Below are 22790 nucleotides of genomic sequence, written 5' to 3'. Positions count from 1 at the left end.
ATTGCAGTATACTTGTTTTCAATCCATCCAGTATAAGCCGATTGTTAAAATATGCAACAACTCTCTCACCATATCAAACAGTGGGGCCTGGCGCTCGGGTTTCAACAGGTCGGCATAACCGATGCCGACCTTTCCACCTATGAAGACCGGTTCCTGAACTGGCTTGCAAAGGGCTTGCACGGCAAGATGGATTACATGGAAAAACACGGGTTAAAACGCTCACGCCCGGCAGAATTGTTGCCTCAAACAGTGCGTATTATTTCCGTACGGATGGATTATTTACCGCCCGATACCTCGATCATGACCGTACTGAATGATGCCAAGAAAGGTTATATCTCACGCTATGCGTTGGGACGCGATTATCACCGTCTCATGCGCAAGCGGCTTGAAAAACTTGCTAAAAAAATGAATGAAGCAGCCGGACAATTAGGTTATCGGGTTTTTTGCGACAGCGCTCCGGTGCTTGAAAAACCCATTGCTGAAAAAGCCGGTTTAGGCTGGATTGGCAAGCATACTAACTTGATCAACTCAAAAGCAGGCTCATGGTTTTTTCTGGGTGAAATTTACACCGATCTTCCCCTAATTATTGATCAACCTGTGGAAAAGAGCCATTGCGGCTCTTGCACGGCCTGTCTTAAGATTTGTCCAACACAAGCGATTATTGGCCCTTACCAGCTGGATGCACGACGCTGCATTTCCTATCTCACGATTGAATTGCGCGAATCCATTCCTATCGAATTACGCCCCCTCATTGGCAATCGTATCTATGGCTGTGATGATTGCCAGCTGGTCTGTCCCTGGAACAAATTTGCCAAAACCACGCGTGAAGCTGATTTCCATCCGCGACATGATCTGCAGGCACCCCCATTACTCGACCTCTTCACGTGGACAGAAGCCGAGTTTATGCATAAAACCGAAGGATCAGCGATCCGGCGAATAGGCTATGAATGTTGGCTACGCAACATTGCCGTCGCACTAGGCAATGCGCCTTTTGATCCTACTATCGTACAGGCGCTGCGGGAAAGGATGGAGCATGTTTCTGCCATGGTGAGAGAGCATATAGAATGGGCATTGGCAAGACAGCTTGCAAAGAACAGGAAGGAACTTACTCCAACACTGCAGGATTAAATAAAGTTCGGCGATAATACCGTAGCTCTTCTATCGATTCGCGAATATCATCCAGTGCCAGATGGCGAGATTCTTTTTGCAGACCGTTATAAATTCGCGGCGCCCAGCGCAGAGCCAATTCTTTTAACGTACTCACATCAATCATCCGGTAATGAAAATAGCCGTCCAGTTCCGGCATATAGCGGGTTAAAAAACGCCTGTCCTGCCAGACGCTATTCCCACATATTGGCGATTTTCCTGGCGGCACATATTGTTGCAAAAATGCAAGCGTCGCAGCTTCCGCTTCCCGTTCGCTCACTTTGCTTGCCTGAACACGATCCACGAGTCCCGAGGAAGTATGCTGCCGCGTATTCCAGTCGTCCATGCTGGCCAACAGTTCATTCGACTGGTGAATGGCAAAAACCGGCCCTTCCGCCAGAATATTCAAGTCCGAATCCGTCACAATCGTGGCGATTTCAATGATCCGGTCCTTTTCCGGTTCCAAGCCGGTCATTTCAAGGTCGATCCAGATGAGGTTATTCGCGTTGGCTGACATGAAAAAAATTCCTATCTTGTTGCTGATGATGATAGTACACGCTCCTTCCCTTACATACCATTTTCTCCTAATGCAATCTGTCAATCCGTGGCGGAGCAGTTGGCATACCCGTATGCCTTCGTGTAGAGTAACCCCACTTTTTTACCGAGATGATGACATGCTGGCAGTAGAAATCATGATTGCGATTGGGGTCGCTTATCTTTTTGGTTCAATCTCAAGCGCCATCATTGTCTGTAAATTAATGAGATTACCGGATCCGCGCACACAAGGTTCGCGTAATCCCGGCGCCACCAATGTGCTCCGTATCGGCGGCAAAAAAGCGGCTATTATTACTCTTTTTGGCGACATGCTAAAAGGCGTTATTCCTGTTCTTGCCGCCAAGGCATTAGCATTACCCCCCTTAGGTCTTGCACTGGTGGCCTTTGCTGCCTTTGTTGGGCATTTATTTCCCATTTTCTTTCGCTTCGAAGGCGGCAAGGGCGTCGCAACCTTGCTTGGCAGCCTGCTTGCCCTTTCGCTTCCTTTGGGATTTAGCTGGATAGCCACCTGGTTGATCGTGGCTTTTCTCTTCCGTTATTCTTCACTCGCTTCACTCGTGGCTTCACTGCTCGCCCCCCTCTATGCCTGGTTTTTTATGCCCAGCCTGATTTTTCCCGCCATCATCGCATTGATGAGCCTGATGCTGGTCTATCGCCATCGAAGCAACATTGCTAACCTCTTTGCCGGAAAAGAAAGCAAAATAGGCCAGCGGCATACCGTTTAATTATAATTTTTTCATCCAGTTAGCAGCCCGCTTCCCAGATGATCCTTCAGAAATAAATTCGCGCGAGGCAAGTCCTGCCAGCCTGACAGTAGCCGGTAATTAGGCGAAGGGTTAATATTTGATTAATATTTCCCTGATAAACTTTTACCCAATATTTATAACGCATAACACACACCGAGGTAATTTTATGCAACGCAATTCAAACTTTTTTGATCGCTTCACAAAAAAGAAAACGCCTGACAGCGAAAAACCAACAAATAATAATCCGCTTGGCTCCGAACCCGAAGTAGAAGAAGCTAATTCAGCGAATGGTGTTGAAATGAAAGTCATTAATATTGGCTTTCAATATGACAAAGCAAAGGAAACCTCTCCATTGCTTCAAAAGACCCCGATTGAAATTATCAGGGTTATTTTATCCTTTCTTGATCTTACCGATCTTTACTCTACCAAATTGGTCAATAAACTTTTTTATCGTGCAAGCAATGATATTATTCGACATAAAAAAACAGAAATGAAACTGGCCTTTGCCCTTGCTGTCGAGGACTTTTTTATCACTCAAGCTGTTCATTCGATTAATAGCCCCGGCGAAGCCATCCAGCAATTAAAATACATCGCTTCTCATATGCAAGCTTGCTTGAACAAGCAAGACATGGACATCAATTCTGTCGAAAGTATCGAAAAATCCATCGTGCAGCTATATCAAATCATGTGCTATCTCACAATAATGCACAAATTGGAATTTGAACGCTATAGCCATACTACGCACAGATTAGAAGCATTTGACAAGCATTGCTTCCCTGTCAACGAAGATATTTACACGCCATTGACTGCGATAGACTTTAAGAATTTTCAAACAGCAATAGCAAAAAACCGTCCGCAAGATTTGGAAGACAATGCAAATAGCGTACGTAATTTTCTTACTTTTCTAGAAACACAATTGGAAACCCTATGTGCTCCTAACACTGCTCGTCTTGCTCAGGCTAAATCCACTCTTTCCAAAGAACAAAAGAATGTGTACGGGCTAATACAAGATTGTATTAAACTGCTGTTTAAAAATATTCAGTTAGCCAAAAATATGAGCAAGGAAGAGAAGCCAATCAAAAACTTTTCTTAAAATAACAAGGGCAATATTAACGCCGACAGTCTTGTTCGCCGGCGTTAATAGCATGCCAATCCGGCTTAGATTAAATAACCATTGGCCTGCGATTATCCTACCATTCCTGTATTAAGCAGACCTCAAACGATCAAGCGGCCAGCGGGGATAGACTTCAACGCCCAGCTCTTCCCGTTCACCCGCAAGCAAACGCTGACAGCCCACATAGGCAATCATCGCGCCGTTATCAGTGCAGAATTCCAGTCGCGGAAAATAAAGTGAAACCTGACGCTTTTCACACATCTCGGCGAGTGCCTGACGCAGTGCTTGATTGGCGCCTACGCCGCCCGCTACTACCAGCCGCTGCAACCCTGTCGCCTGCAGTGCGCGGCGGCACTTAATCATCAATGTTTCTACCACCGCATACTGAAAAGCAAGCGCAATATCCGCACGGGTCTGGTCATCCTGGCCATGCTGCTGAACTGTATTCAAGGCGAAGGTTTTTAATCCACTGAAACTGAAATCAAGACCCGGCCGATCGACCATTGGACGTGGAAAATGAAAACGGCCAGCCTGGCCCTGCTCAGCCAGTTTTGCAAGCGCCGCGCCGCCTGGATAACCCAGCCCCAACAGTTTGCCTGTTTTATCGAACGCTTCGCCCACCGCATCATCCAGCGTATCGCCAATGATCTGGTAACGCCCCAAACCTTCCACTTTCACCAGCTCCGTGTGCCCACCAGAAATGAGCAAAGCGAGAAAAGGAAAGGACGGCGGGTTAGGCTCAAGAAAAGGCGCCAGCAGATGGCCTTCCAGGTGATGCACACCTATCGTCGGTATGCCGAGCGCAAATCCAAGCGCGCGGCCGAGCATGGCGCCTGCTAGCAGCGCGCCCACCAATCCAGGCCCCTTGGTATAAGCTATCCCCTGAACATCATTGATGGTCAGCGCTGCCTTGCCGAGTGCTTCTTCGATCAGCGGAATTAGCTTGCGCACATGATCACGCGAGGCAAGTTCCGGTACCACGCCGCCAAACTGGGCATGAACGTCTGTCTGGCTATAAACAGTATGCGCAATGAGGCCGCGATCAGCATCATAAATCGCTATGCCTGTTTCATCGCATGATGTTTCAATACCTAATACCAGCATGTTATGTTTACCCTGAGCTGCAACGTCAATTTTGTGCGCATTTTAGCGCATTTTACCTCTGTACACGACAAAATTTCAGGAGTGCGCGTTATGATCCCATCCCCTGCCGACTTGACCTATTTTCTGGAAGTCGCGAGACTGCAAAATCTGTCGCGCGCCGCCGAATCGCTCGCCATCAGCCAGCCTTCTCTCTCGCTTGCGATCCAGCGATTGGAAAAATCCGTTGGCACCTCCCTTCTCACCCGCCATAAGCGCGGCGTATCGCTGACACAGGCGGGCCGGCAGCTGCTGGCGCATACCCGCCAGTTGCTGCAGCACTGGGATACGATCAAATCGCAGACACTTGCTTCAGTACATCAGATTCAGGGATGCTTTACGATCGGCTGCCACAGCTCGGTTGCCTTGCATTCACTGCCTCGTTTTCTAGGTGATTTACTGGAGAACAATCCACGTCTCGAAATCAAGCTACAGCATGACCATTCTCGAAAAATTACGGAACAAGTCATTCGATTGCAAATTGATATTGGCATTGTCGTCAATCCGGTCAGGCACCCGGATTTAATCATCAAGCATCTGGACAATGACCGCATTCAACTCTGGCGAGGCCGTAGTGAACGCAAAATTCAGGATTTGCACTCAGGGGAAGCCGTACTCTTGTGTGATCCTGACATGAGCCAGACGCAGTCCATTCTAAAAAAACTGAAGCGTGATGGCATCGCTTATAAACGCATCATTTCCACTAATAACCTGGAAGTCATTGCGGATTTAACCCAAAGCGGCTGCGGCATTGGCATTCTGCCCGGCAATGTTGCACGGGCCAGAAACCTGATCAGCATACCCAAAGCGCCTTTCTATCAAGATGAAATCTGTCTGTTATATCGCGGCGAAAACCGGGATGTGAAAGCCATTCAGGCGATTACCAATGCCGTCAAAGCAGCTTTCAAAAGCTGTCAGGGCTTATGAAAACCCAGCGGCAGCCGCTCAAAACCTGAAAATGCCAAACTATGATGCTTGCGCTTTGGCGGATCCTGCGCCAGGAGGTGCAATCCCGGCAGGCGCTTCAGCAACTGTGTGAAGCAATTTTGCATTTCAAGTCGTGCGAGCTTTGCGCCAATGCAATAATGACTGCCAAAACCATAGCTCAATTGCTTATTGTTCGGGCGTGCCAGCACACAGTCATCCGGCTGATCGAATACGCGCGAATCGCGATTCACCGCATGTGTCGAAATAAAAATCACGTCCCCGGCGCGCACGGGTTGATGTCCAATGAACGTGTCATTTTTGGTAACACGGAAAATAAATGTTACAGCCGGATCCAGACGGTTTAATTCATCGAGTGCCGTTTCCATATCAACATCACCCGCCTGTAATGTTTCCAGTGCATGCGGTGCCGTCATTAAAGTATAAAGGTTATTACAAAGCTGGTCGGTTGTCGTCACCTGGCCTGCGACCAGCATCATAATGGCTTGCGAAATGATTTCATCATCGGTAAGGCCAAAAGCCTGTTGGTTTTTTATCAGAATGCTTAAAAAATCGCTTTCCGGTTTCGCCCTGCGCTTCTCGACCAGCGTGACAAAATAATCACGCAGGCTTCGCGCGCTGTGATTCACTTCTATGCCGTCTTCGTTTCGGTACTGCGAAGCGCCGCCAAAAAACTGCGTCATGTTATTCGACCACTCATAAAAAGTGCTGCGCTCTTCTTCAGGAATATGAAAAAAATCTGCGAGAATGGTGGAAGGAATCATTTTCGCCAAGTCTTCCACTAATTCGATATGGCCTTTTTGCAGGCACTGTGACAACTGTCTGTCTATTGTCTTTTCAATCAGCGGATGCAAATTCGCAAGCGTCTGTGTCGTAAAACCGTCATAGCAGATTCGTCTTCGCGCCGTATGCAGCGGCGCATCGCTCATAACCATCATTTTACCGACAACGCCAAAAAAATCCTGTATTAAACCGAGATCAAGATTGGGCATGCGGGAAATAAAAAATGGGGTACGATCACAGGTAAAATCCGTGCTCGTCAGGATTTGTTTTGCATATTCATGTGAAGTAATGACCCAGAATTTGCCGCGTTCCCACCAGAAAATATCGCCTTGCTCCCGTAGAAATGTTGCGAAAGCCGCGGGACTGTGGCTGATTTTGATATCAAGCAAAGAAGGTTGTTGCATAAAATTCTCCAGCTACAAAACTTGAATGCGCCGCAAATGTCTCGGCGAAAACGCTCTGAATGCACGGCGCGCATGAATGAGAGCAAAATTATCCGCGATAAGAAAATCATTCTGCTGCCAGGTATGGATATAACAATTTTCCGGGCGATAACAGCGTTCTGCCATGCGGTGTATAAATTGATAGGACTGATCTCCGTCAGTTTCTTCCAACCGGACTTCTACTGGATTGAGCATGTGAGGCGGCACGGGTTCAGCAAATCGCAATATAGTTTCCTGCGTGTCGGGATGCGCTTGTACCAGCGGCACAGTAATGCAGCCGCCATAGTGAGCGAGCTTCTCGGTTTTGTATGTTATTTTTATGTTGGCCCACGTCGATTTTTCATTTTCATCTGCACGCAGCCAGATCTGATGTGTATCCGAAAAAATCGTTTCACCGCCGCAATCAGCAAGCGGCGCTTCAATGCAATGAAACAGTAAATAGCGCGGTTCCCGGTAAAAAGCGCCATCCCAGTGAAAAGGCACGCGCCCATGGGTAAAGAGATAGTTTTTTGGCATTTCTTGCGCATGCATTTCCATGACATTTCCGAACTCCCATTCAAGCAGAGGTCCTATTGTTTTTGCATATTGCACCAGTGAATCTTTGCCGACTGGCGCAAAGCCTCGCAGCACAACAATGCGGAATTGCTTCACCAGGGTTTTTAATATCTTGCTGTCAACCAGCATCGTGAAATCAGGACGGTCATTGGCTATGATTTCAAGGCCAAACGGCTCAAGCATTTGAATATGACATTTTCTTTCAGTAAGCGCATTTAGGCTAAGCGTGCTTGTCATGATCTTCCTCATAAAGCATAGTGGCTGAACTGGTCATGGACAAACACTGGCTTCGCACCTAATGTTTCTGCTTCTTTTTTACGGACAAGCAAATGCTCCCTGCCATCATAGAGCACAACACGGTGCCATGGCGTTGCCCACACATCTTTACTTTTCAGCAGCATGATGCCGAGTTTTTCTGAACCAAAAGGTTGTGGATGGATGGAAAGCCGTACAGCGTCTGGAAAACATTTTTCAACAAAACGGCTCCAGGCATTACTGCGCTGGATCACGCTGTAAGCAATTTCTTTCGTCAGGTTCTTCACCTGGTTTTTAGACATCGCATGGTATGAAACCAGCTGGTCTTCATAAATAAAGCGATGGATACCATTGAATAGCGCTTTCGCAGCTCCATCTGTTTTAACGCGCTCCTTGATGAGCGGAAGGGTTTCGCCGTAATCCTTCACCAATTTTTCACGCATGACAGCATAGGGAATCGCGCCGAAATAATCATCCAGCGCAAAAGTCGTGAGTGAAACCAGCAAATCTTCGCGGAGAATGCACCGTATACCTTCTGCATAGGCATCCACCGCCTTGTCCGTCACATTAACGAGGTCATTAAAGACACGCCCATCCGAGCAAATCAAAATCTGCGCACCGGGCGAATAAAGGGCACTGATCTTTTGGCAGAGCTGATCCAAAAACCGAAGTGCCAGGCGCTCACCCAAGTCGGGCAGTACCCCCGCTGTTTTATCCAGATTCGGCGATTTGGCAGGAAAAGCCGGCAGCACAAATTGGATGGGCTGACCGACTTGAAGGGCTCGCAGGATTCGGTCCCAATGCGGCTTAAAACAATGCAGAGCCGCTGCCTGCTGGCCGCTTTCGCTCGCCAGACCGCGGTGATGGCGCGCGAGCAGCTGCATGATGGCTTCTGCAATCCTTGTCTGATTGGAATAGAACGTCATGGCTATATTCTCCTGCCCTGTTGTCAGAAGAATATAGCCCCATGAAAATTATAATAAAAATATATATTTTATATCATTATAATAGGCAGAACCTATCATCAGCGCCTTGAATGGCATTTACCTGCTTTTGGTCCTACTTTAAAAATGAAACCACTGATTCGACGCAGACACCCTTTGCATTTCTTAGGCGCTGGCATTAGAATTGGCCCTCTTATTGTTAAATTAATTTAGGAAAAAGCCTGCGCTATGCCAACAGTACGTGTAAGAGACAATGAAAATTTCGAATTAAGCCTGCGCCGCTTCAAGCGGCTTTGCGAAAAAGCCGGCATTCTCGCCGATTTAAGACGCCATGAGTTTTATGAAAAACCCACCTGGAAACGTAAGCGTAAAAAGGCAGCCGCCGTTAAACGTTACCAGAAAAAAATCCTGCGTGAACATATGGCGATGGAACGTGATCGTCAGCCTATTGGCACCGGCAAGAAAGAAGCTGCTTAATCAAGCCAATCCCTGCTATTCAACTATTCCTGGAATAGTTGAATAATCGTATGAATCGTGCCCCGGAAAACCGGGGCAGCTTGTTTTGCAAGCCCCTCAATATCTACATTGCTGTAAGGAGAATGCTATGACAATCAAGGACAAAATTCTTGAAGACATGAAAACCGCCATGCGCAGCCAGGAAAAAGAACGCCTGTCTACGATTCGGCTTATTCTTGCAGCCTTAAAGCAGCGCGAAGTAGATGAGCGCATCACGCTAAGCGACGAACAGATTCTTGCGACGCTGAACAAAATGATCAAACAGCGCCGTGATTCCATCAGTCAATATGAAGCTGGTAACCGACCTGATCTGGCGCAAAAAGAAGCGGAAGAGATTAAGGTTATTCAGTCCTATCTACCAGCTCAATTAAGTGAAACTGAAATTGAACAGGCAGTCTCCGCAGCCATACAGGAATCCGGCGCCACTTCAGCCAAAGATATGGGCAAAGTCATGGGCCTTCTCAAAGGCAAGCTGCAAGGCAAAGCAGACATGACCCTTGTTAGCGCCAAGGTAAAAGAAAAGCTGGCTGGGTAGTTGCCATACCTGGATGCTCACGCTCTGCGCTTTTACCAGGCAATGTGTGGGCATAAGCACAAAGTAACCGCCACCACTTCCTATCAGCCTTCTCCCTATCATCCCGCACTAGCGACTTTGTCACCCCGCACTTGTTGCGGGATGACAGTCTACAAGTGCGGGATGACAGACTTAATGGTATTTTAGTACAGGTAGATAAACAGTGGCTTTCGCGGTGAGGAAGGGCGCAATAGCATTTGAGGCATCTTGAGTAGTTAACATGACTGACATTATCCCCCGGGAATTTATTGAATTGCTCCTTGCCAAAATCGATCTCGTTGATCTTATCAACGTGCAAGTGCCCTTACGCAAAAAATCCGGGAGCAATTACTTCGCGCGCTGCCCTTTTCATAATGAAAAAAGCGCTTCATTCTCCGTCAGCCAGCCCAAGCAGTTTTATTATTGTTTTGGTTGCGGGGCACACGGCAATGCAATTGATTTCATGATGCAGCATGAGCGCCTGAGCTTTCCAGAAGCCATCGAAGCGCTTGCCCGGCATACGGGCATGGAAGTTCCCCGTTCTGCCACTTTTAAAAAAGATGATTCCCTGCCCGCTCTTTATGAACTGATGAAAGAAGCGGCCGCTTATTATTATGATCAAATGCGGCAGTCAAAACGCGCCATTCAGTATCTCAAACAACGCGGCATTTCCGGCGCAATTGCGCGGCAATTCAGTCTGGGTTATGCCCTGCCCGGCTGGAGCCATGTCCTGGATACCTTCGGCAAAACTGAAGCAGACAAAAAAAGGCTGCTTGAAACCGGCCTCGTTATTAAAAAAAATGAAGGGGGATATTATGACCGCTTTCGCGACCGAATTATGTTCCCCATCCATGATTATCGCGGCCGTGTGATTGGATTTGGCGGACGCATTCTCGATCAGGGTGAGCCCAAATACCTGAATTCGCCGGAAACCCCCCTTTTTCAAAAAGGCCACGAATTATATGGCTTATACCAAGCGCTCAAGGCTAACCGAAAATTGGAGCGGGTAATGGTGGTAGAAGGTTACATGGATGTCATTGCCCTGTTTCAGCATGGCCTCCCTTATGCAGTCGCAACCCTTGGAACCGCAACCAGTACCCATCATCTGGAGCGGCTCTTTCGTTACACGGCTGAAATCATCTTCTGTTTTGACGGCGATGAAGCAGGACGCGGCGCCGCCTGGCGAGCACTGCAAGTGATTTTTCCGCTGATGCATGACAATCTGCAAGTACGCTTTCTCTTTTTACCAGAAGGCGAAGACCCAGACAGTCTGGTTCGAAAAGAGGGCAAAACGGCTTTTGAAAAGCGCCTGCAGGATGCCCCTTCACTTTCTGCTTTCTTCTTTCAGACATTGAGCCGGCAAAGTGATATGAGCACCATGGAAGGACGTGCCCGGCTGGCAGCACAGGCCTTGGATTATATCAAACAGCTTCCTTCGGGCATTTTTCAGGAAATGATGACGGAGGAGCTAAGTAAACAGGCACGCATCGACATCTATTCATTAAAACAACAAATTAAAGACACTCATCGAACAGCCTCCGTGCCTACCATTAATGCCGAGACCCCAGCACACCCGCTTCAACCAGCACAGGCTAAAACAAAAATGCCTGTCCCCGTTAAATTGGCTATTGCGCTCCTGGTGCAATATCCGCGTCTTGCGAGCCTGGTCCAGACACCCTTGCCGACAGCGCAGCTACCCGGTTATTCTTTTTTAAGCCGCCTGCTTGAAATTGTTCAAAATAGACCCAATATAGTTACCACAGGTGCCTTGATTGAATATTGGCGGGGCCAAAAAGAAGAAACATTTATCATGAAAATGGCTCATTTTGAGCATATGATTCCCGATAACGGCATTGAAAGCGAGTTTTTAGGGACTATGCGGCAAATCGCTATGCTCGCTTTCGATGAGGAAATTAACCGTCTTTTGGCCAAAGCAACCCGTGAAGGGTTGTCTGAAGAAGAAAAAGTTGAACTTTCAGCCTGGATAGCTAAAAAAAAGACTATACTTAGCATATAATTACTTCATTTTGCCGAAGGCCATTTTGATCAAGATAAATGACTTTTTTGACAAAATGGTAGATAATGATAGGTTACCCAGATTGATTTATAATTAATTTGTCACCCAGACTACAGGTTGCTATTTATGGATCAACAAGATTCGCAGAAAGAATCCCAGAAATCACGTCTTAAAGAATTGATTAACCGCGGTAAAGAGCAGGGTTACCTGACTTATGCCGAGGTCAATGACCATTTGCCTGCTGATATTACCGACTCTGAACAGATCGAAGATATTATCAGCATGATCAATGACATGGGTATCCGTGTCTCTGAAGAAGCGCCCGAAATGGAAGAACTGCTGCTTACAGAAAATGAAGCAGCTGAAGATGAGTCCGCAGCGGAAGAAGTGGCAAATGCTCTCGCTGTTGTAGACGGCGAATTAGGCCGGACCACGGACCCGGTGCGCATGTACATGCGTGAAATGGGTCGCGTTGAGCTGCTCTCCCGCGAAGGTGAAATCGCTATCGCCAAACGCATCGAGGAAGGCGTCAATCAGATGTTGACGACGCTTGCCTATCAGCCTCAAATGATTGCAGAAGTGCTGGGTGATTATGACCGGGTTGAAAAGGGTGAATTACGATTAAGTGATGTCATTAGCGGCTATATCGAGCCTAACCTTGAAGGCGAAGATGGCGATGAAGAAAAAGAATCCGCCGCACCTGCCAAAATAGCAGCAGAATCCGAAGATGAAGAAGAAGAAGGCGAAGGCGCTGCCGATCCATTTGATGATGAAGCCGGTCTTGATCCAGAAGTGGCCAGAGAACGGTTTGAAGGCCTGCGCAAACTCTATCAGGAGACCATTGCGGCAGAAAAAAAACACGGCCAGAAGCATAAGAAATGCATCGCAAAACGCGATGAATTAGCCAAATATTTCATGGACATTAAATTATCGCCGCGTCAGTTTAATAAGCTGTCCAGAAAAATGCGCAGTATGCTGGATGAAATTCGCTCACAGGAACGCGCGATCATGGATCTGTGCGTTAACAAAGGCAAACTCCCGCGCAAAGCGTTTATCAGCTCATTTATCAATAACGAAACGAATATAGACTGGATTCATCAGCACGAAGGTAAAAGTTATTTCAGTGATATGGAAAAATTCGTGCCCGATATTCAGCGCGCACAGAAGAAACTGATTACACTCGAAGAACAGATGCGCATGACTATCGCTGAAATCAAGGAAGTCAATCGCCGTCTTTCCATCGGTGAAGCCAAAGCGCGTCGCGCGAAAAAAGAAATGGTCGAAGCCAATCTCCGACTCGTTATCTCGATCGCGAAGAAATACACCAATCGCGGTCTACAATTTCTCGACCTGATTCAGGAAGGCAACATTGGCCTGATGAAGGCAGTCGATAAATTCGAGTATCAGCGCGGTTATAAATTCTCTACCTATGCTACCTGGTGGATACGTCAGGCTATCACCCGTTCCATTGCCGACCAGGCACGAACCATCCGTATCCCGGTGCACATGATCGAAACCATCAACAAACTGAACCGTATCTCGCGTCAGCTGCTGCAGGAAACCGGCCAGGAACCGACGCCGGAAGAATTAAGCCGCCGAATGAACATACCGGAAGATAAAATCCGCAAGATCCTTAAAATCGCCAAGGAACCCATCTCCATGGAGACACCGATTGGCGATGATGAAGATTCGCATCTGGGTGATTTTATCGAAGACATGAATACCATGTCGCCCATCGATGCAGCGACCAATTTCGGCTTGTCAGAAGCCGTGCAAAAAGTATTGGGATCACTGACGCCGCGCGAAGCAAAAGTGTTGCGTATGCGCTTCGGTATCAACATGAATACGGACCATACACTGGAAGAAGTGGGCAAACAATTTGATGTCACCCGCGAGCGTATTCGTCAGATCGAAGCAAAAGCCTTGCGCAAACTGCGTCACCCTTCCCGCGCCGAGCAATTGCGCAGCTTCCTGGAAGAACAAGAGTAATCGTGTTTCCAACATCGATTGCGGTCATACCAGCGCTTTCGCTGGTATGACCGCCAAAAAAAAACCGTAGACGATTGGTGCTTCATGAGGAGGCATTATGATTATGACCATTCTGCTTGTTGTCATCGCGCTCGTTGTTCTTTACATCATCTATGTCTATAACCGTCTCATCCGGCTGCTCAATCTCACTAAAGAAGGCTGGAGCGGCATTGACGTGCAACTTAACCAGCGCGCAGACCTCATTCCCAATCTGATTGAAACCGTCAAAGGCTACATGGGCCACGAACGCGGTGTGCTCGAACAAATCACTGCGTTGCGCACGCAATGCCTTACCTCGCAGAATGTGCAGGAGCGTGCCCAAAACGAAAATATGCTGACAGGCGCGCTCCGGCAATTATTTGCGCTAGCCGAGAATTATCCTGACTTAAAAGCAAGCCAGAATTTTATCGAGCTGCAACAGTCGCTTGCCGCCATCGAAAACCAGATTCAATTGGCCCGTCGTTATTACAACGGCACAGTGCGTGATTTGAATATTACGATCGAGTCGTTTCCCAGCAACCTGGTCGCGCAAAGTTTTGGATTCCGGCCAGCCGCGTTTTTTGAAATTGAAGAGGCAAAAGAACGCGAAGTTCCCACAGTGAAATTCCCCTAATATCCGCGAGAAAAGAGATGGTACAAAAAAAAATTGGATGGTTAGTTCCCTTTGTTCTGTTTGGTCTGTTTGGTCTGTTTTTTTACGCAAACAGCTTTGCGCTTGAAAGCCAGTCAGAGCGGATTTTAAATTTTTATAGCAGCATCGTCGTCAACAAAGATGCTTCCATTGATGTCACTGAAATTGTTTCAGCGCAGGCCGATCAAAAAAAAATTATTCACGGCTTGGTGCGTTGGTTACCTACTCATTACACTGACAGCTATGGCATCTCACGCAGTCCTGATTATCAACTGAGACAAATACTGGTTAACAACCAGCCCGCGCTCTATCACACACAACGCACCGACAACCAGCTTGCCATTTATATCGGCGAAAAAGATGTCACGCTCTCGCCTGGTATTTATGTTTTTACCATCCAGTATCATGTGGATTATGCAGTAAACGCATTGAAAGATGCAGACGAACTTTATTGGAATATCACCGGCAATAATTGGGACTTCCCCATCGTTAAAGCCGAAGCAGATATCACGCTTCCTGAAGGCGCCATTATTCAAAATTTTGCCGGTTATACAGGCAAAAAAGGGGAAAAAGGGAGCGATTTTTTCACGCGCTCCCTCGCTGATAACCGCATTTCTTTCGCAACCACTCGTCCCCTGATGCCGGGTGATGGCCTGACCATTGCCGTCGCCTGGCCTAAAGGCATTATTCACCACCCGGGTATAGGAACACAGTTAAAAAACCAGCTATATGTCAATCGTGGCGGATGGATTGCCATTGAAATTGGACTGATTCTGTTGGTTTATTATTTCATTGTCTGGTATATGGTGGGACGGGACCTGCGTCCGGGGACAATCATCCCGCTTTTTGAACCGCCAGAAAACCTTACACCTGCCGTTCTCCGCTATATTCGCCGCATGGGTTATGACACCAAGGCACTGACTGCTGCGCTGCTCAGCATGGCAACCAAAGGGTATCTCACTATTCAAAATAAAGATGATACCTTTGTGTTAACTAAAACAGACGAGGATAATCTCCTCTCTCCTGAAGAATCCGTCCTTGGCCGCCGGTTCTTTGAGACAAAATCTTCTTTTCAGCTTCAATCAAGTAACGCTTCAGTGATTAATCAAGCCAAAAAGGATTTTAAAACAACCTTAAAAAAAACGTGTGCAGATCAGTACTTCATTACAAACACTTCTTATCTTCTACCCGGACTGGTCCTGACTCTGCTTGCTTTTTTCGCAGCAGTTGGCGCCTCGCATGATCATGCTGCGGCGCTTTTTGCTGTGATCTGGCTAAGTATCTGGACCTTTGCCTGCACCATGCTTTTTCTGATGGCATGGCGGGGGATTCAGCACGCTTATTACATGCCTTCGTTCCGCTATATCTTCTCCGCCAGCTTGGCTACGTTATTCGCGATTCCTTTTTTTGGCGGTGAAATAGCAGGGCTTATTATGTTTTCACGCGTGCTCCCAATCAGCCTACTCTTGCTATTACTCATCATTGTCATCGCTAATATTGTTTTTTTTCGCCTGCTCAAAGCGCCTACTCCAGCTGGACGCAAGCTCATGGATCAGATCGAAGGATTCAAACGCTTTTTATCCACGACGGAGCGTTATCGGCTTGAACAATTCACGCCGCCAGAACAAACGCCGGAACAATTTGAAAAATACCTACCCTATGCCATTGCACTCAATGTTGAAAATGAATGGGGTGAAAAATTTAACCATCTGCTTGTTCAGGCAGGCAGGGATCCTCAAACATATCGGCCACAGTGGTATTCAGGCGATGTGTGGACAGGGACAACAGCTGCCACGCTGCCTGTCTTTTTAAACAGCGGCTTGAGCAGCGCGCTTGCGACTTCATCCATCTCTTCCTCTTCTTCCGCAAGCGGTGGCGGCGGTTCTTCGGGCGGCGGTGGCGGCGGCGGTGGTGGCGGCGGGTGGTAAAAACCGTTATTTCATCATCGAACTTTGCAAAAAAGTCTGACACAATGAGGACTGACTTCTTCTTATAACCTGTGTGATGAAACGAAACGGCATTATTTCAATCATACTGTTGCTGGTGGCGCTCTGCCTGCCCGCATGGGTTTGTGCTGAAAATAATGCCCAGCTTTATAAGGCAAGCAACCCTTATCATATTCTGGATTATATTTCGAATGGATGGAGCGAACTGAAACGGTCTATTGAGGATTGCCATACCTTTACAGACCCCAAAACGCACATGCATTCGATCCTTTATATCCCGGCTGATTTCCCGCTCACCCGGCCTATACAGGATTTACAAAAACGTTGTTCGCTGACCCTGAAGCGCCTTCCTCGTAAAATTACGCAACTCGGCGAAATCGATGCTAACAACATCCAACCTGCTGGATTGCTTTACCTGCCGCACCCCTATGTCGTCCCTGGCGGCATGTTTAATGAAATGTATGGCTGGGACAGTTATTTCATCATTCGCGGGTTGCTGGAAGATAAAAAATTCGACCTCGCGCACAACATGATCGAGAACTTTTTTTTCGAGATTGAGCATTACGGCAGCGTGTTAAATGGCAACAGGACGTATTATCTCACCCGCAGTCAGTTGCCCTTTCTAACATCCATGATTCGCGCACTGTATGAAGCTGAAAAAAAACACCACCGCGCGAATCTGGCGTGGCTGAAAAAAGCCTATGGCTATGCAGTCAGAGATTATAATTTATGGACACGTTCACCGCATCTCGCTGGCAACACAGGATTGTCGCGCTTTTATGATTTCGGTCAGGGCCCGGTACCTGAACTGGACGACACGATGGTGACGTATTATGAAGATGTCATCCGCTATTTTTTACATCATCCACACGTTGGTAAAAATTATCTTGAATATGTTTCGCGCGCAGACACAAAAAAACATATTGTCATGCATTGTCCGCCCGGCAAAAAACAAAATCGGCATTGCAAAAAGAAAGCCGTCACACTCAATGCCCGCTTTTATCAAGGCGACCGCGCCATGCGTGAATCGGGTTTCGATATTTCGTTCCGCTTCGGCCCTTTTGGCGCTGACACGCTGGATTATGCACCGGTTGACTTGAACAGCCTGCTTTACAAAGCCGAAAAAGACCTGGCGTGGATGAGCAAACAACTTGGCAGGAAGCAACAAGCAAAAATATGGCGCAAACGCGCTTGCCAAAGGCGCAAGCTGATAAACCGTTATCTGTGGAATGATAAGCAGGGTCTTTATTATGACTACAATGCACGTCTTAAACGCCAGTCAAGCGATGCCTACGCCTCTGCTTTTTACCCGCTGTGGGCAGGACTTGCCTCGCGCGACCAGGCGGCCAAACTCACGGCTAACCTGACGCTATTTGAGAAGTCCGGCGGCGTCGTGACCAGCCTGCATGAGTCAGGCGTGCAATGGGACTATCCTTATGGCTGGGCGCCCCTTCAGCTGATTACCGTTGAAGGCTTATACCAGTACGGCTACAAGCAGCATGCCAATCGCATCTCTTCCAAGTTTCTCTCCATGGTACTGCATAATTTTGCACGGGATCAGACCATCTGGGAAAAATACAATGTGATTTCAGGTTCGTCACAAACGCAAATCAAAGTAGGCTACAAAGTAAATGTCATCGGCTTCGGCTGGACAAACGGTACGTTTCTTGCACTGTTACGCCAATTGCCACGTGACTTCGCCCAAACTGAGCTCGGCCTCGTGCCGGATAAAACTGTACAGAAAGAGATCCGCCTCGCCGCTGACACGACGAATAAACCCGTTCCTGCGCAATAAATGCCACTGCCCTTAGGGCGCATCACCGGGAATAGTGACAAAGCCATTTTCTCCCGTGTATACTTCCCACCTCCAAGTTCCTTCACGGGCCCATAGCTCAGTTGGTCAGAGCAGGGGACTCATAATCCCTTGGTCCTAGGTTCAAGTCCTAGTGGGCCCAGTGTTGAATCAAGAGGTTCGAGTGTTTCTCGGGGTCTTTCCCATTTCAGGGGGCACACCATTTACGAACACAGCACCCTAACACGTAACCGATAGTTTTCAAAGTTCCGAAACCCATATGCTCGTCGCTGTATTAATTTCAGGGTCTTTCCCATTTCAGGGGGCACACCATTTACGAACACAGCACCCTAACACGTAACCGATAGTTTTCAAAGTTCCGAAACCCATATGCTCGTCGCTGTATTAATTTCATCTTCCGATGGAAGCCTTCCGTTATTCCATTGTTCTTTGTGAATCGCCACATACGTACCACCTCCTCACGCCATTGATAAAGTGTTTTGCCAAGCGTTACTAATCGTTTAAATGGACTCTGTTTCAATGCTGTAACCATTTTTAAAAATACTGGAATTAGCCGCTGGCAACGACTTTTGAACACTGTTTTTTTCATTAACAATCGATGCAAGCGCCGTTTAAAATGGTATATGGCAGCAGTTGCAGGATGCTCATTTAAATACTGATCACGCTTTTTCAATCTGTCTGAAGTGAGATTGTCTGGGTTAGTTCTGAGTGCTGCTAATAACCCTCGTTTATTTTTCATTTTGGGATCAATTTCCTGATAAGTCTGCATACACATATGGTGCATGAGTCGAATCACATGGAAGCGATCAGCAACGATTTTGGCATTAGGGAAATACTGATGCACGATACTTCGATATGTGCTACTTAAGTCAATACAGACGACTTTTACGCGATCTTTTCCGGGTAGTCGATCTAAATAGCTTGCCAAATCTTTTGCCGATCGACCTTTAACGATGTCGAATATTTTATGTTTTCTGAGATTACAAAACGTGGTGGCATAACCCTGTTTTTTACTAAAGAAATGCTCATCAATGCCAAGCACTGTTGGACAGTGTCGAACATCAATTTCTTTGTGAGCAAGCACATATTGCTGATGGTACCAGCGCTCAATGGTTGCTTTACCCATTTTAAAGTCACGAGCGAGAGACTGTTGCGAAACACCTTCCGTGTGTCGATGATAAAGGTGATTATGCAGGCGTTCTGTTGCTCGCTGATACTTATTGATACCAGGGAACTGCTGGTTAAAGTAACGCTGGCAGGTATGGCAATAGAGTTTATAAGCTTTAAAGCGCAACACTGTTTGTCTATGCCCTATCGGCTCATGACGAACACGCCGAATGAAGCTAGCCTTCTTGCGCACGTTCCTGCCATTACAAGCTGGGCATCATGGTTTGTTTCGATAAGGAACATCAATAATTATCGGGTTATGACCACTGACATTTTTGATGGTAAAGCCGGGTAAACTTAGGATAATATCCTTTTGGGGCATTTTTAATCTCCTTTTCCTTGTCCATTCAACAAGTAAGGTATGTTATTTACGATTAAAATGCCCCCTTATTTGGGGTAGAGCCAGTTTTAGTAGGACTATAGTAGGAAAGATAGAACTGTTCAAATCAATCAAAGATGCGCTATAATTCAAATATGGTTCTTTGCCTATCGGCTTGGAACGTACAGAGGCTTCGGTCGCCGAGCCAGCATAGCAAATCAGCGACCGCCCATTCCCCTAGATTTTGATCCATTTCGGCGAACCCTTAATCTTTTTAATACTACCTTTATTAGCAACATATGCCGTCACAAAATCTGCGGTTAAGGGTTTCCCTTGCGAATCGGTTTTATTCATCCTGATAACTACAATGAAATCCCCATACACAATGCTTACTCGTCGAGTGCTATCGTATACCTTTCCGTCTTTATTCCATCCCTGATAAAGTTCCGCTTTAGGATTTTCAAGAGTCGCTCTTATCCAACCAATTCGCTCAGCACGAATTTTTGAAAATTGATCTTTCTTGCCATCCTTAGCCGATGACTCATAGAATACATGACCAAATTTCGACTGGCGAAAATATACCCTGATCCCATCAAAAGTGAGTATTTTCTCTTGGCAATAATGCTTTTCATAATGCTGCTTATACTCTGCAACTGTGGCATAGATAGTCAGGGCAGGCATCGACATTACCACCCCCCTTCTAACCTAATTTTGAAAATATTAAATTTTTCTTCGCGTTGAACAGTCGGCCGCAATTTGTGGTGCAATTCTTGCTCAAGGTGCGTAATAACTTCAAGTTTAGCTTGGCTGTTCGTTCCATCATTCATTTTGGCACTTACTATGCCTAGCAAAAAATCCGTGAACTGTATCAATGCAACCTGATGAGAAGGTAATGCTTGTATAAAGTTAATCTTTGCCGTGAGATTGGCACTAGACAAGCATTCCGACAATACTTTGAGCCTTGAAGGATCACGATTAGTTTTTGTGTCGCAGAAAATTGTGTATGTATTTAAATCCAAAATCCAGTGATGCAACAACTGATAATAAAATTTGTAAAAACCTAGCTCTTTATCGTGATTATGCCAACCTAAATCCACTTTACTAGATTCAATCGCAATGCATCTAAACCGCAATTTGTCTTGGTAAGAAATAAACAGATCAATAAGCCCAAGATAAAAATCCTTCTTAGAAGGTGAGATTTTGCTCCACTTTATTTCACCCCAGACAGAATGCTTTTGACGTAATTGTGCAATACCAGCTTTAACATCCTCTCTGACATTTGCTGGCAGCCAGAGGCTTCCGATCATAAAGTACTGCCCAATTTTTTTCTGCGCTATAAGGTCTTGACGGCTTTCATCACAATAAACTTCGAAATCCATTACCAACTCCATGCTTTAAAGCAAATAACAATTCTTGAATCTATTCTTGGATTAGACCTTCCCGCTTTGCGGCATCCATTTTAAAAAATAATCACTCCCCATCAACAACTGGAGGTTGCCGCAAAATAAACTCACTTAATAAAGGAACTGCCAAAGAATATTTACCAAATCTATTTTTATACACCAAACCAATCATTGAGAGAGCAACCAACATTTGATTTACTCGACTTGGACTGAACGGTTTAGATAATAACCTCTCTGAAGCTTCCGCCACATCCTGGCCTGTAAATTCATCATTGGTCATCTTCAAAGTGGCGATAACATGCAATAGTGAACGCTGCCTATCTGTCGCTCTTGCCCACCGTCCCTGAAAAAAATCAGAATCAAGTTTCCTAATAATATCTTCTTCAGGAATTGATGGAACTTGGCCCTGACGTAATTTAGTTATCCAAAGGTCAAAAGTTTCTTTGCAAATAAATTGTATAAAGTAAGGGTATCCACCGGAAAGCTTTACAATTTTATTAACAGCCTCCGATGAAAATTTCAATGGACAGTTTGCATCTTCTATTGGTTTTGTAATAGCTTGCCTCGTTGCTTCCTCGGTTAGCTGTTTTAAAAAAATAATATGAAACATTCGCTCAGAATAAGTTCTTGCTTCAACCAACTTAGGAAATAGAGTTGGCAATCCTGTCAAAATCAAGAGATATGGAATCTGCTTTCTCTGTAAAGATTGAAAAACCTCCAGCAGCAATGACAAAGGATATTGTTTTTGTTTTGCATGATCAGCTAAATTTTGCGCTTCATCATAAGCAAATACGATACCCTGAATTTTCTCCTTGTCAGGCATCACATGCCAAACGACCTCTAACACATTCTTCAATTTATCTGATATCAGCCCTGGGGTTTTTAAATAAAGATCATATAAGTGATCATAAGTGATGGGCTCGGAAACCTTTTCTGATTGTGGCGTAAAGCCAATCGTAGGAGGCATGGTTCTTTCAGCCATAATCAAGGTAGATGTTATCCTTGAAATATCAGCTAAAATTCGGACCGCAAGAGTCTCTTCCGTCACACTAGCTGACTCAGATAAATCTGTACCAGCCCACAACCAATTCGCCTGCACTGCTATGGGCTGTAATGATTCGAGTAACACAGTTTTACCAACGCCCCGCAACCCTGTTAACACAATATTTTGAGTTACAATTTTCTGCTTAAGAAGAGCTCTTACCTCATCTTGCTCATGCGTTCTACCGGCAAGATAAGGGGGCTTGTGTCCTGCGCCAGGACGAAAAGGATTATCAAATACAACTGTTGTCATAGATTTAGGGTCATTTAGTGATTTATATAAATTTAGAGTAAACTATAAATTTATAGATTGCAATAAACAAGTATTAAATTATAAAAATCTTATTAATACATATAGTTACGCATTTTAACCGGAAATTAGAAGCGGATTACCTGCTAATAAATCAGGCCGCTCTCATCCGATCAAAAGGAAATTAGGTATATGTTTAACCACATACCAATTTCGTCTTGTTTTATCATATTTTATCTTTGATAATCATCACACCATAAAAAACCAATATAAGTAAGGCTCAACTCAATATGAGCACAACTGAAAAGTGGATGACAGTAAGTGAAATCGCCAAGCATTTAGGCGTTGCCGCGATAACAATATATCGCTGGCTTGAGAAAGGACGCATTCCCGCCCATCGTGTCGGCAAGCAATGGCGTTTTAATCAAAATGAGGTTGATGCCTGGGTTTTATCCGGCAATGCTTCCGAGGATGTTTAAA

Annotated in this window: 20 protein-coding genes, 1 tRNA gene and 2 pseudogenes; 13 read left to right on the top strand and 10 right to left on the bottom strand. The window is 46.0% G+C overall.

What is annotated here, in order from left to right; all coding sequences use genetic code 11:
* Window positions 1-51 precede the first annotated feature (51 nt).
* Entirely contained in the window at window positions 52-1128 is a 1077-nt protein-coding gene (queG, locus tag AQUSIP_RS01490) for a tRNA epoxyqueuosine(34) reductase QueG (protein ID WP_114834919.1), read from the top strand.
* Here queG and orn read toward each other — a convergent pair.
* Window positions 1106-1663 (bottom strand): oligoribonuclease, encoded by a 558-nt coding sequence (orn, locus tag AQUSIP_RS01485; RefSeq protein WP_114834920.1) that lies wholly within the window; start codon window positions 1661-1663, stop codon window positions 1106-1108. The two genes, queG and orn, sit on opposite strands and share 23 nt — an antisense overlap.
* Before the next feature lie 112 nt (window positions 1664-1775).
* On the opposite strand from orn, the gene plsY reads away from it, so the two are divergent.
* Window positions 1776-2426, top strand: coding sequence for a glycerol-3-phosphate 1-O-acyltransferase PlsY (plsY, locus tag AQUSIP_RS01480; protein ID WP_232058612.1), 651 nt, complete (start codon window positions 1776-1778; stop codon window positions 2424-2426).
* 187 nt (window positions 2427-2613) lie between these two features.
* Complete coding sequence (locus tag AQUSIP_RS01475) at window positions 2614-3540, top strand: F-box protein (RefSeq protein WP_114834922.1); 927 nt, start codon at window positions 2614-2616, stop codon at window positions 3538-3540.
* A 111-nt stretch (window positions 3541-3651) separates the two neighbouring features.
* Here AQUSIP_RS01475 and tsaD read toward each other — a convergent pair whose 3' ends face one another.
* Window positions 3652-4665, bottom strand: coding sequence for a tRNA (adenosine(37)-N6)-threonylcarbamoyltransferase complex transferase subunit TsaD (gene tsaD / locus AQUSIP_RS01470; RefSeq protein ID WP_114834923.1), 1014 nt, complete (start codon window positions 4663-4665; stop codon window positions 3652-3654).
* A gap of 90 nt (window positions 4666-4755) precedes the next feature.
* Here tsaD and AQUSIP_RS01465 point away from each other — a divergent pair, with 90 nt between their 5' ends.
* On the top strand, window positions 4756-5628 hold the full coding sequence (locus AQUSIP_RS01465) for a LysR family transcriptional regulator (RefSeq protein ID WP_170131850.1): 873 nt from the start codon (window positions 4756-4758) through the stop codon (window positions 5626-5628).
* On the opposite strand, the gene AQUSIP_RS01460 is transcribed toward AQUSIP_RS01465, so the two are convergent.
* From AQUSIP_RS01460 to AQUSIP_RS01450, 3 genes are read right to left on the bottom strand one after another with little or no spacing between them, the layout of a single operon-like run.
* Window positions 5616-6833: a cytochrome P450 gene (locus tag AQUSIP_RS01460; protein WP_114834925.1), complete on the bottom strand. Its 1218-nt coding sequence runs from the start codon at window positions 6831-6833 to the stop codon at window positions 5616-5618. The two genes, AQUSIP_RS01465 and AQUSIP_RS01460, sit on opposite strands and share 13 nt — an antisense overlap.
* 12 nt (window positions 6834-6845) lie before the next feature.
* Window positions 6846-7664 carry a TauD/TfdA dioxygenase family protein gene (locus tag AQUSIP_RS01455; protein ID WP_170131851.1) on the bottom strand — a complete coding sequence of 273 codons (819 nt, stop codon included), beginning with the start codon at window positions 7662-7664 and terminating at the stop codon, window positions 6846-6848.
* An 8-nt stretch (window positions 7665-7672) separates the two neighbouring features.
* Window positions 7673-8608: an isocyanide synthase family protein gene (locus tag AQUSIP_RS01450; RefSeq protein ID WP_114834927.1), complete on the bottom strand. Its 936-nt coding sequence runs from the start codon at window positions 8606-8608 to the stop codon at window positions 7673-7675.
* A 246-nt stretch (window positions 8609-8854) separates the two neighbouring features.
* Between AQUSIP_RS01450 and rpsU the strand changes: the two genes are divergently transcribed.
* The 8 genes from rpsU (at window position 8855) to AQUSIP_RS01410 (ending at window position 18272) form a co-directional block, all read left to right on the top strand.
* Complete coding sequence (gene rpsU, locus AQUSIP_RS01445; protein ID WP_114834928.1) at window positions 8855-9103, top strand: 30S ribosomal protein S21; 249 nt, start codon at window positions 8855-8857, stop codon at window positions 9101-9103.
* A gap of 127 nt (window positions 9104-9230) precedes the next feature.
* Entirely contained in the window at window positions 9231-9677 is a 447-nt protein-coding gene (locus AQUSIP_RS01440) for a GatB/YqeY domain-containing protein (RefSeq protein ID WP_114834929.1), read from the top strand.
* A 259-nt stretch (window positions 9678-9936) separates the two neighbouring features.
* Entirely contained in the window at window positions 9937-11712 is a 1776-nt protein-coding gene (dnaG, locus tag AQUSIP_RS01435) for a DNA primase (RefSeq protein ID WP_114834930.1), read from the top strand.
* Between the two features lie 126 nt (window positions 11713-11838).
* Complete coding sequence (gene rpoD / locus AQUSIP_RS01430) at window positions 11839-13701, top strand: RNA polymerase sigma factor RpoD (protein ID WP_114834931.1); 1863 nt, start codon at window positions 11839-11841, stop codon at window positions 13699-13701.
* Between the two features lie 97 nt (window positions 13702-13798).
* A complete protein-coding gene (locus tag AQUSIP_RS01425) occupies window positions 13799-14353 on the top strand; it encodes a LemA family protein (RefSeq protein WP_197737806.1) in 555 nt (184 codons plus the stop codon).
* 17 nt (window positions 14354-14370) lie between these two features.
* Window positions 14371-16299 (top strand): DUF2207 domain-containing protein, encoded by a 1929-nt coding sequence (locus tag AQUSIP_RS12315; RefSeq protein WP_170131852.1) that lies wholly within the window; start codon window positions 14371-14373, stop codon window positions 16297-16299.
* Window positions 16300-16375: 76 nt separating this feature from the next.
* Window positions 16376-18112 carry a trehalase family glycosidase gene (locus AQUSIP_RS01415; RefSeq protein WP_114834932.1) on the top strand — a complete coding sequence of 579 codons (1737 nt, stop codon included), beginning with the start codon at window positions 16376-16378 and terminating at the stop codon, window positions 18110-18112.
* Between the two features lie 86 nt (window positions 18113-18198).
* Window positions 18199-18272, top strand: a tRNA-Ile gene (locus AQUSIP_RS01410).
* Window positions 18273-18333: 61 nt separating this feature from the next.
* Here AQUSIP_RS01410 and AQUSIP_RS12595 read toward each other — a convergent pair.
* From AQUSIP_RS12595 to AQUSIP_RS01385, 5 genes and pseudogenes are all read right to left on the bottom strand, one after another.
* A pseudogene (locus AQUSIP_RS12595) lies at window positions 18334-18414 on the bottom strand (transposase); the annotation flags it as partial.
* 29 nt (window positions 18415-18443) lie between these two features.
* Window positions 18444-19619 (bottom strand): annotated as a pseudogene (locus AQUSIP_RS01400) (ISL3 family transposase).
* Between the two features lie 234 nt (window positions 19620-19853).
* Complete coding sequence (locus AQUSIP_RS01395) at window positions 19854-20303, bottom strand: hypothetical protein (RefSeq protein WP_114835505.1); 450 nt, start codon at window positions 20301-20303, stop codon at window positions 19854-19856.
* On the bottom strand, window positions 20303-20995 hold the full coding sequence (locus AQUSIP_RS01390; RefSeq protein ID WP_114835504.1) for a DUF3800 domain-containing protein: 693 nt from the start codon (window positions 20993-20995) through the stop codon (window positions 20303-20305). Before AQUSIP_RS01390 ends, AQUSIP_RS01395 begins: the two co-directional genes overlap by 1 nt.
* Window positions 20996-21086: 91 nt before the next feature.
* Window positions 21087-22313: an AAA family ATPase gene (locus AQUSIP_RS01385; RefSeq protein ID WP_114835503.1), complete on the bottom strand. Its 1227-nt coding sequence runs from the start codon at window positions 22311-22313 to the stop codon at window positions 21087-21089.
* 287 nt (window positions 22314-22600) lie between these two features.
* Between AQUSIP_RS01385 and AQUSIP_RS01380 the strand changes: the two genes are divergently transcribed.
* On the top strand, window positions 22601-22789 hold the full coding sequence (locus AQUSIP_RS01380; RefSeq protein ID WP_114835502.1) for a helix-turn-helix domain-containing protein: 189 nt from the start codon (window positions 22601-22603) through the stop codon (window positions 22787-22789).
* Window position 22790 lies beyond the last annotated feature (1 nt).

The organism is Aquicella lusitana, assembly GCF_902459475.1.
In the GTDB taxonomy this organism is placed as follows: Bacteria; Pseudomonadota; Gammaproteobacteria; order DSM-16500; family DSM-16500; genus Aquicella; species Aquicella lusitana.
Note: the sequence above shows the minus strand (reverse complement) of the source record. Positions and strands in the feature narration are given on the sequence as shown.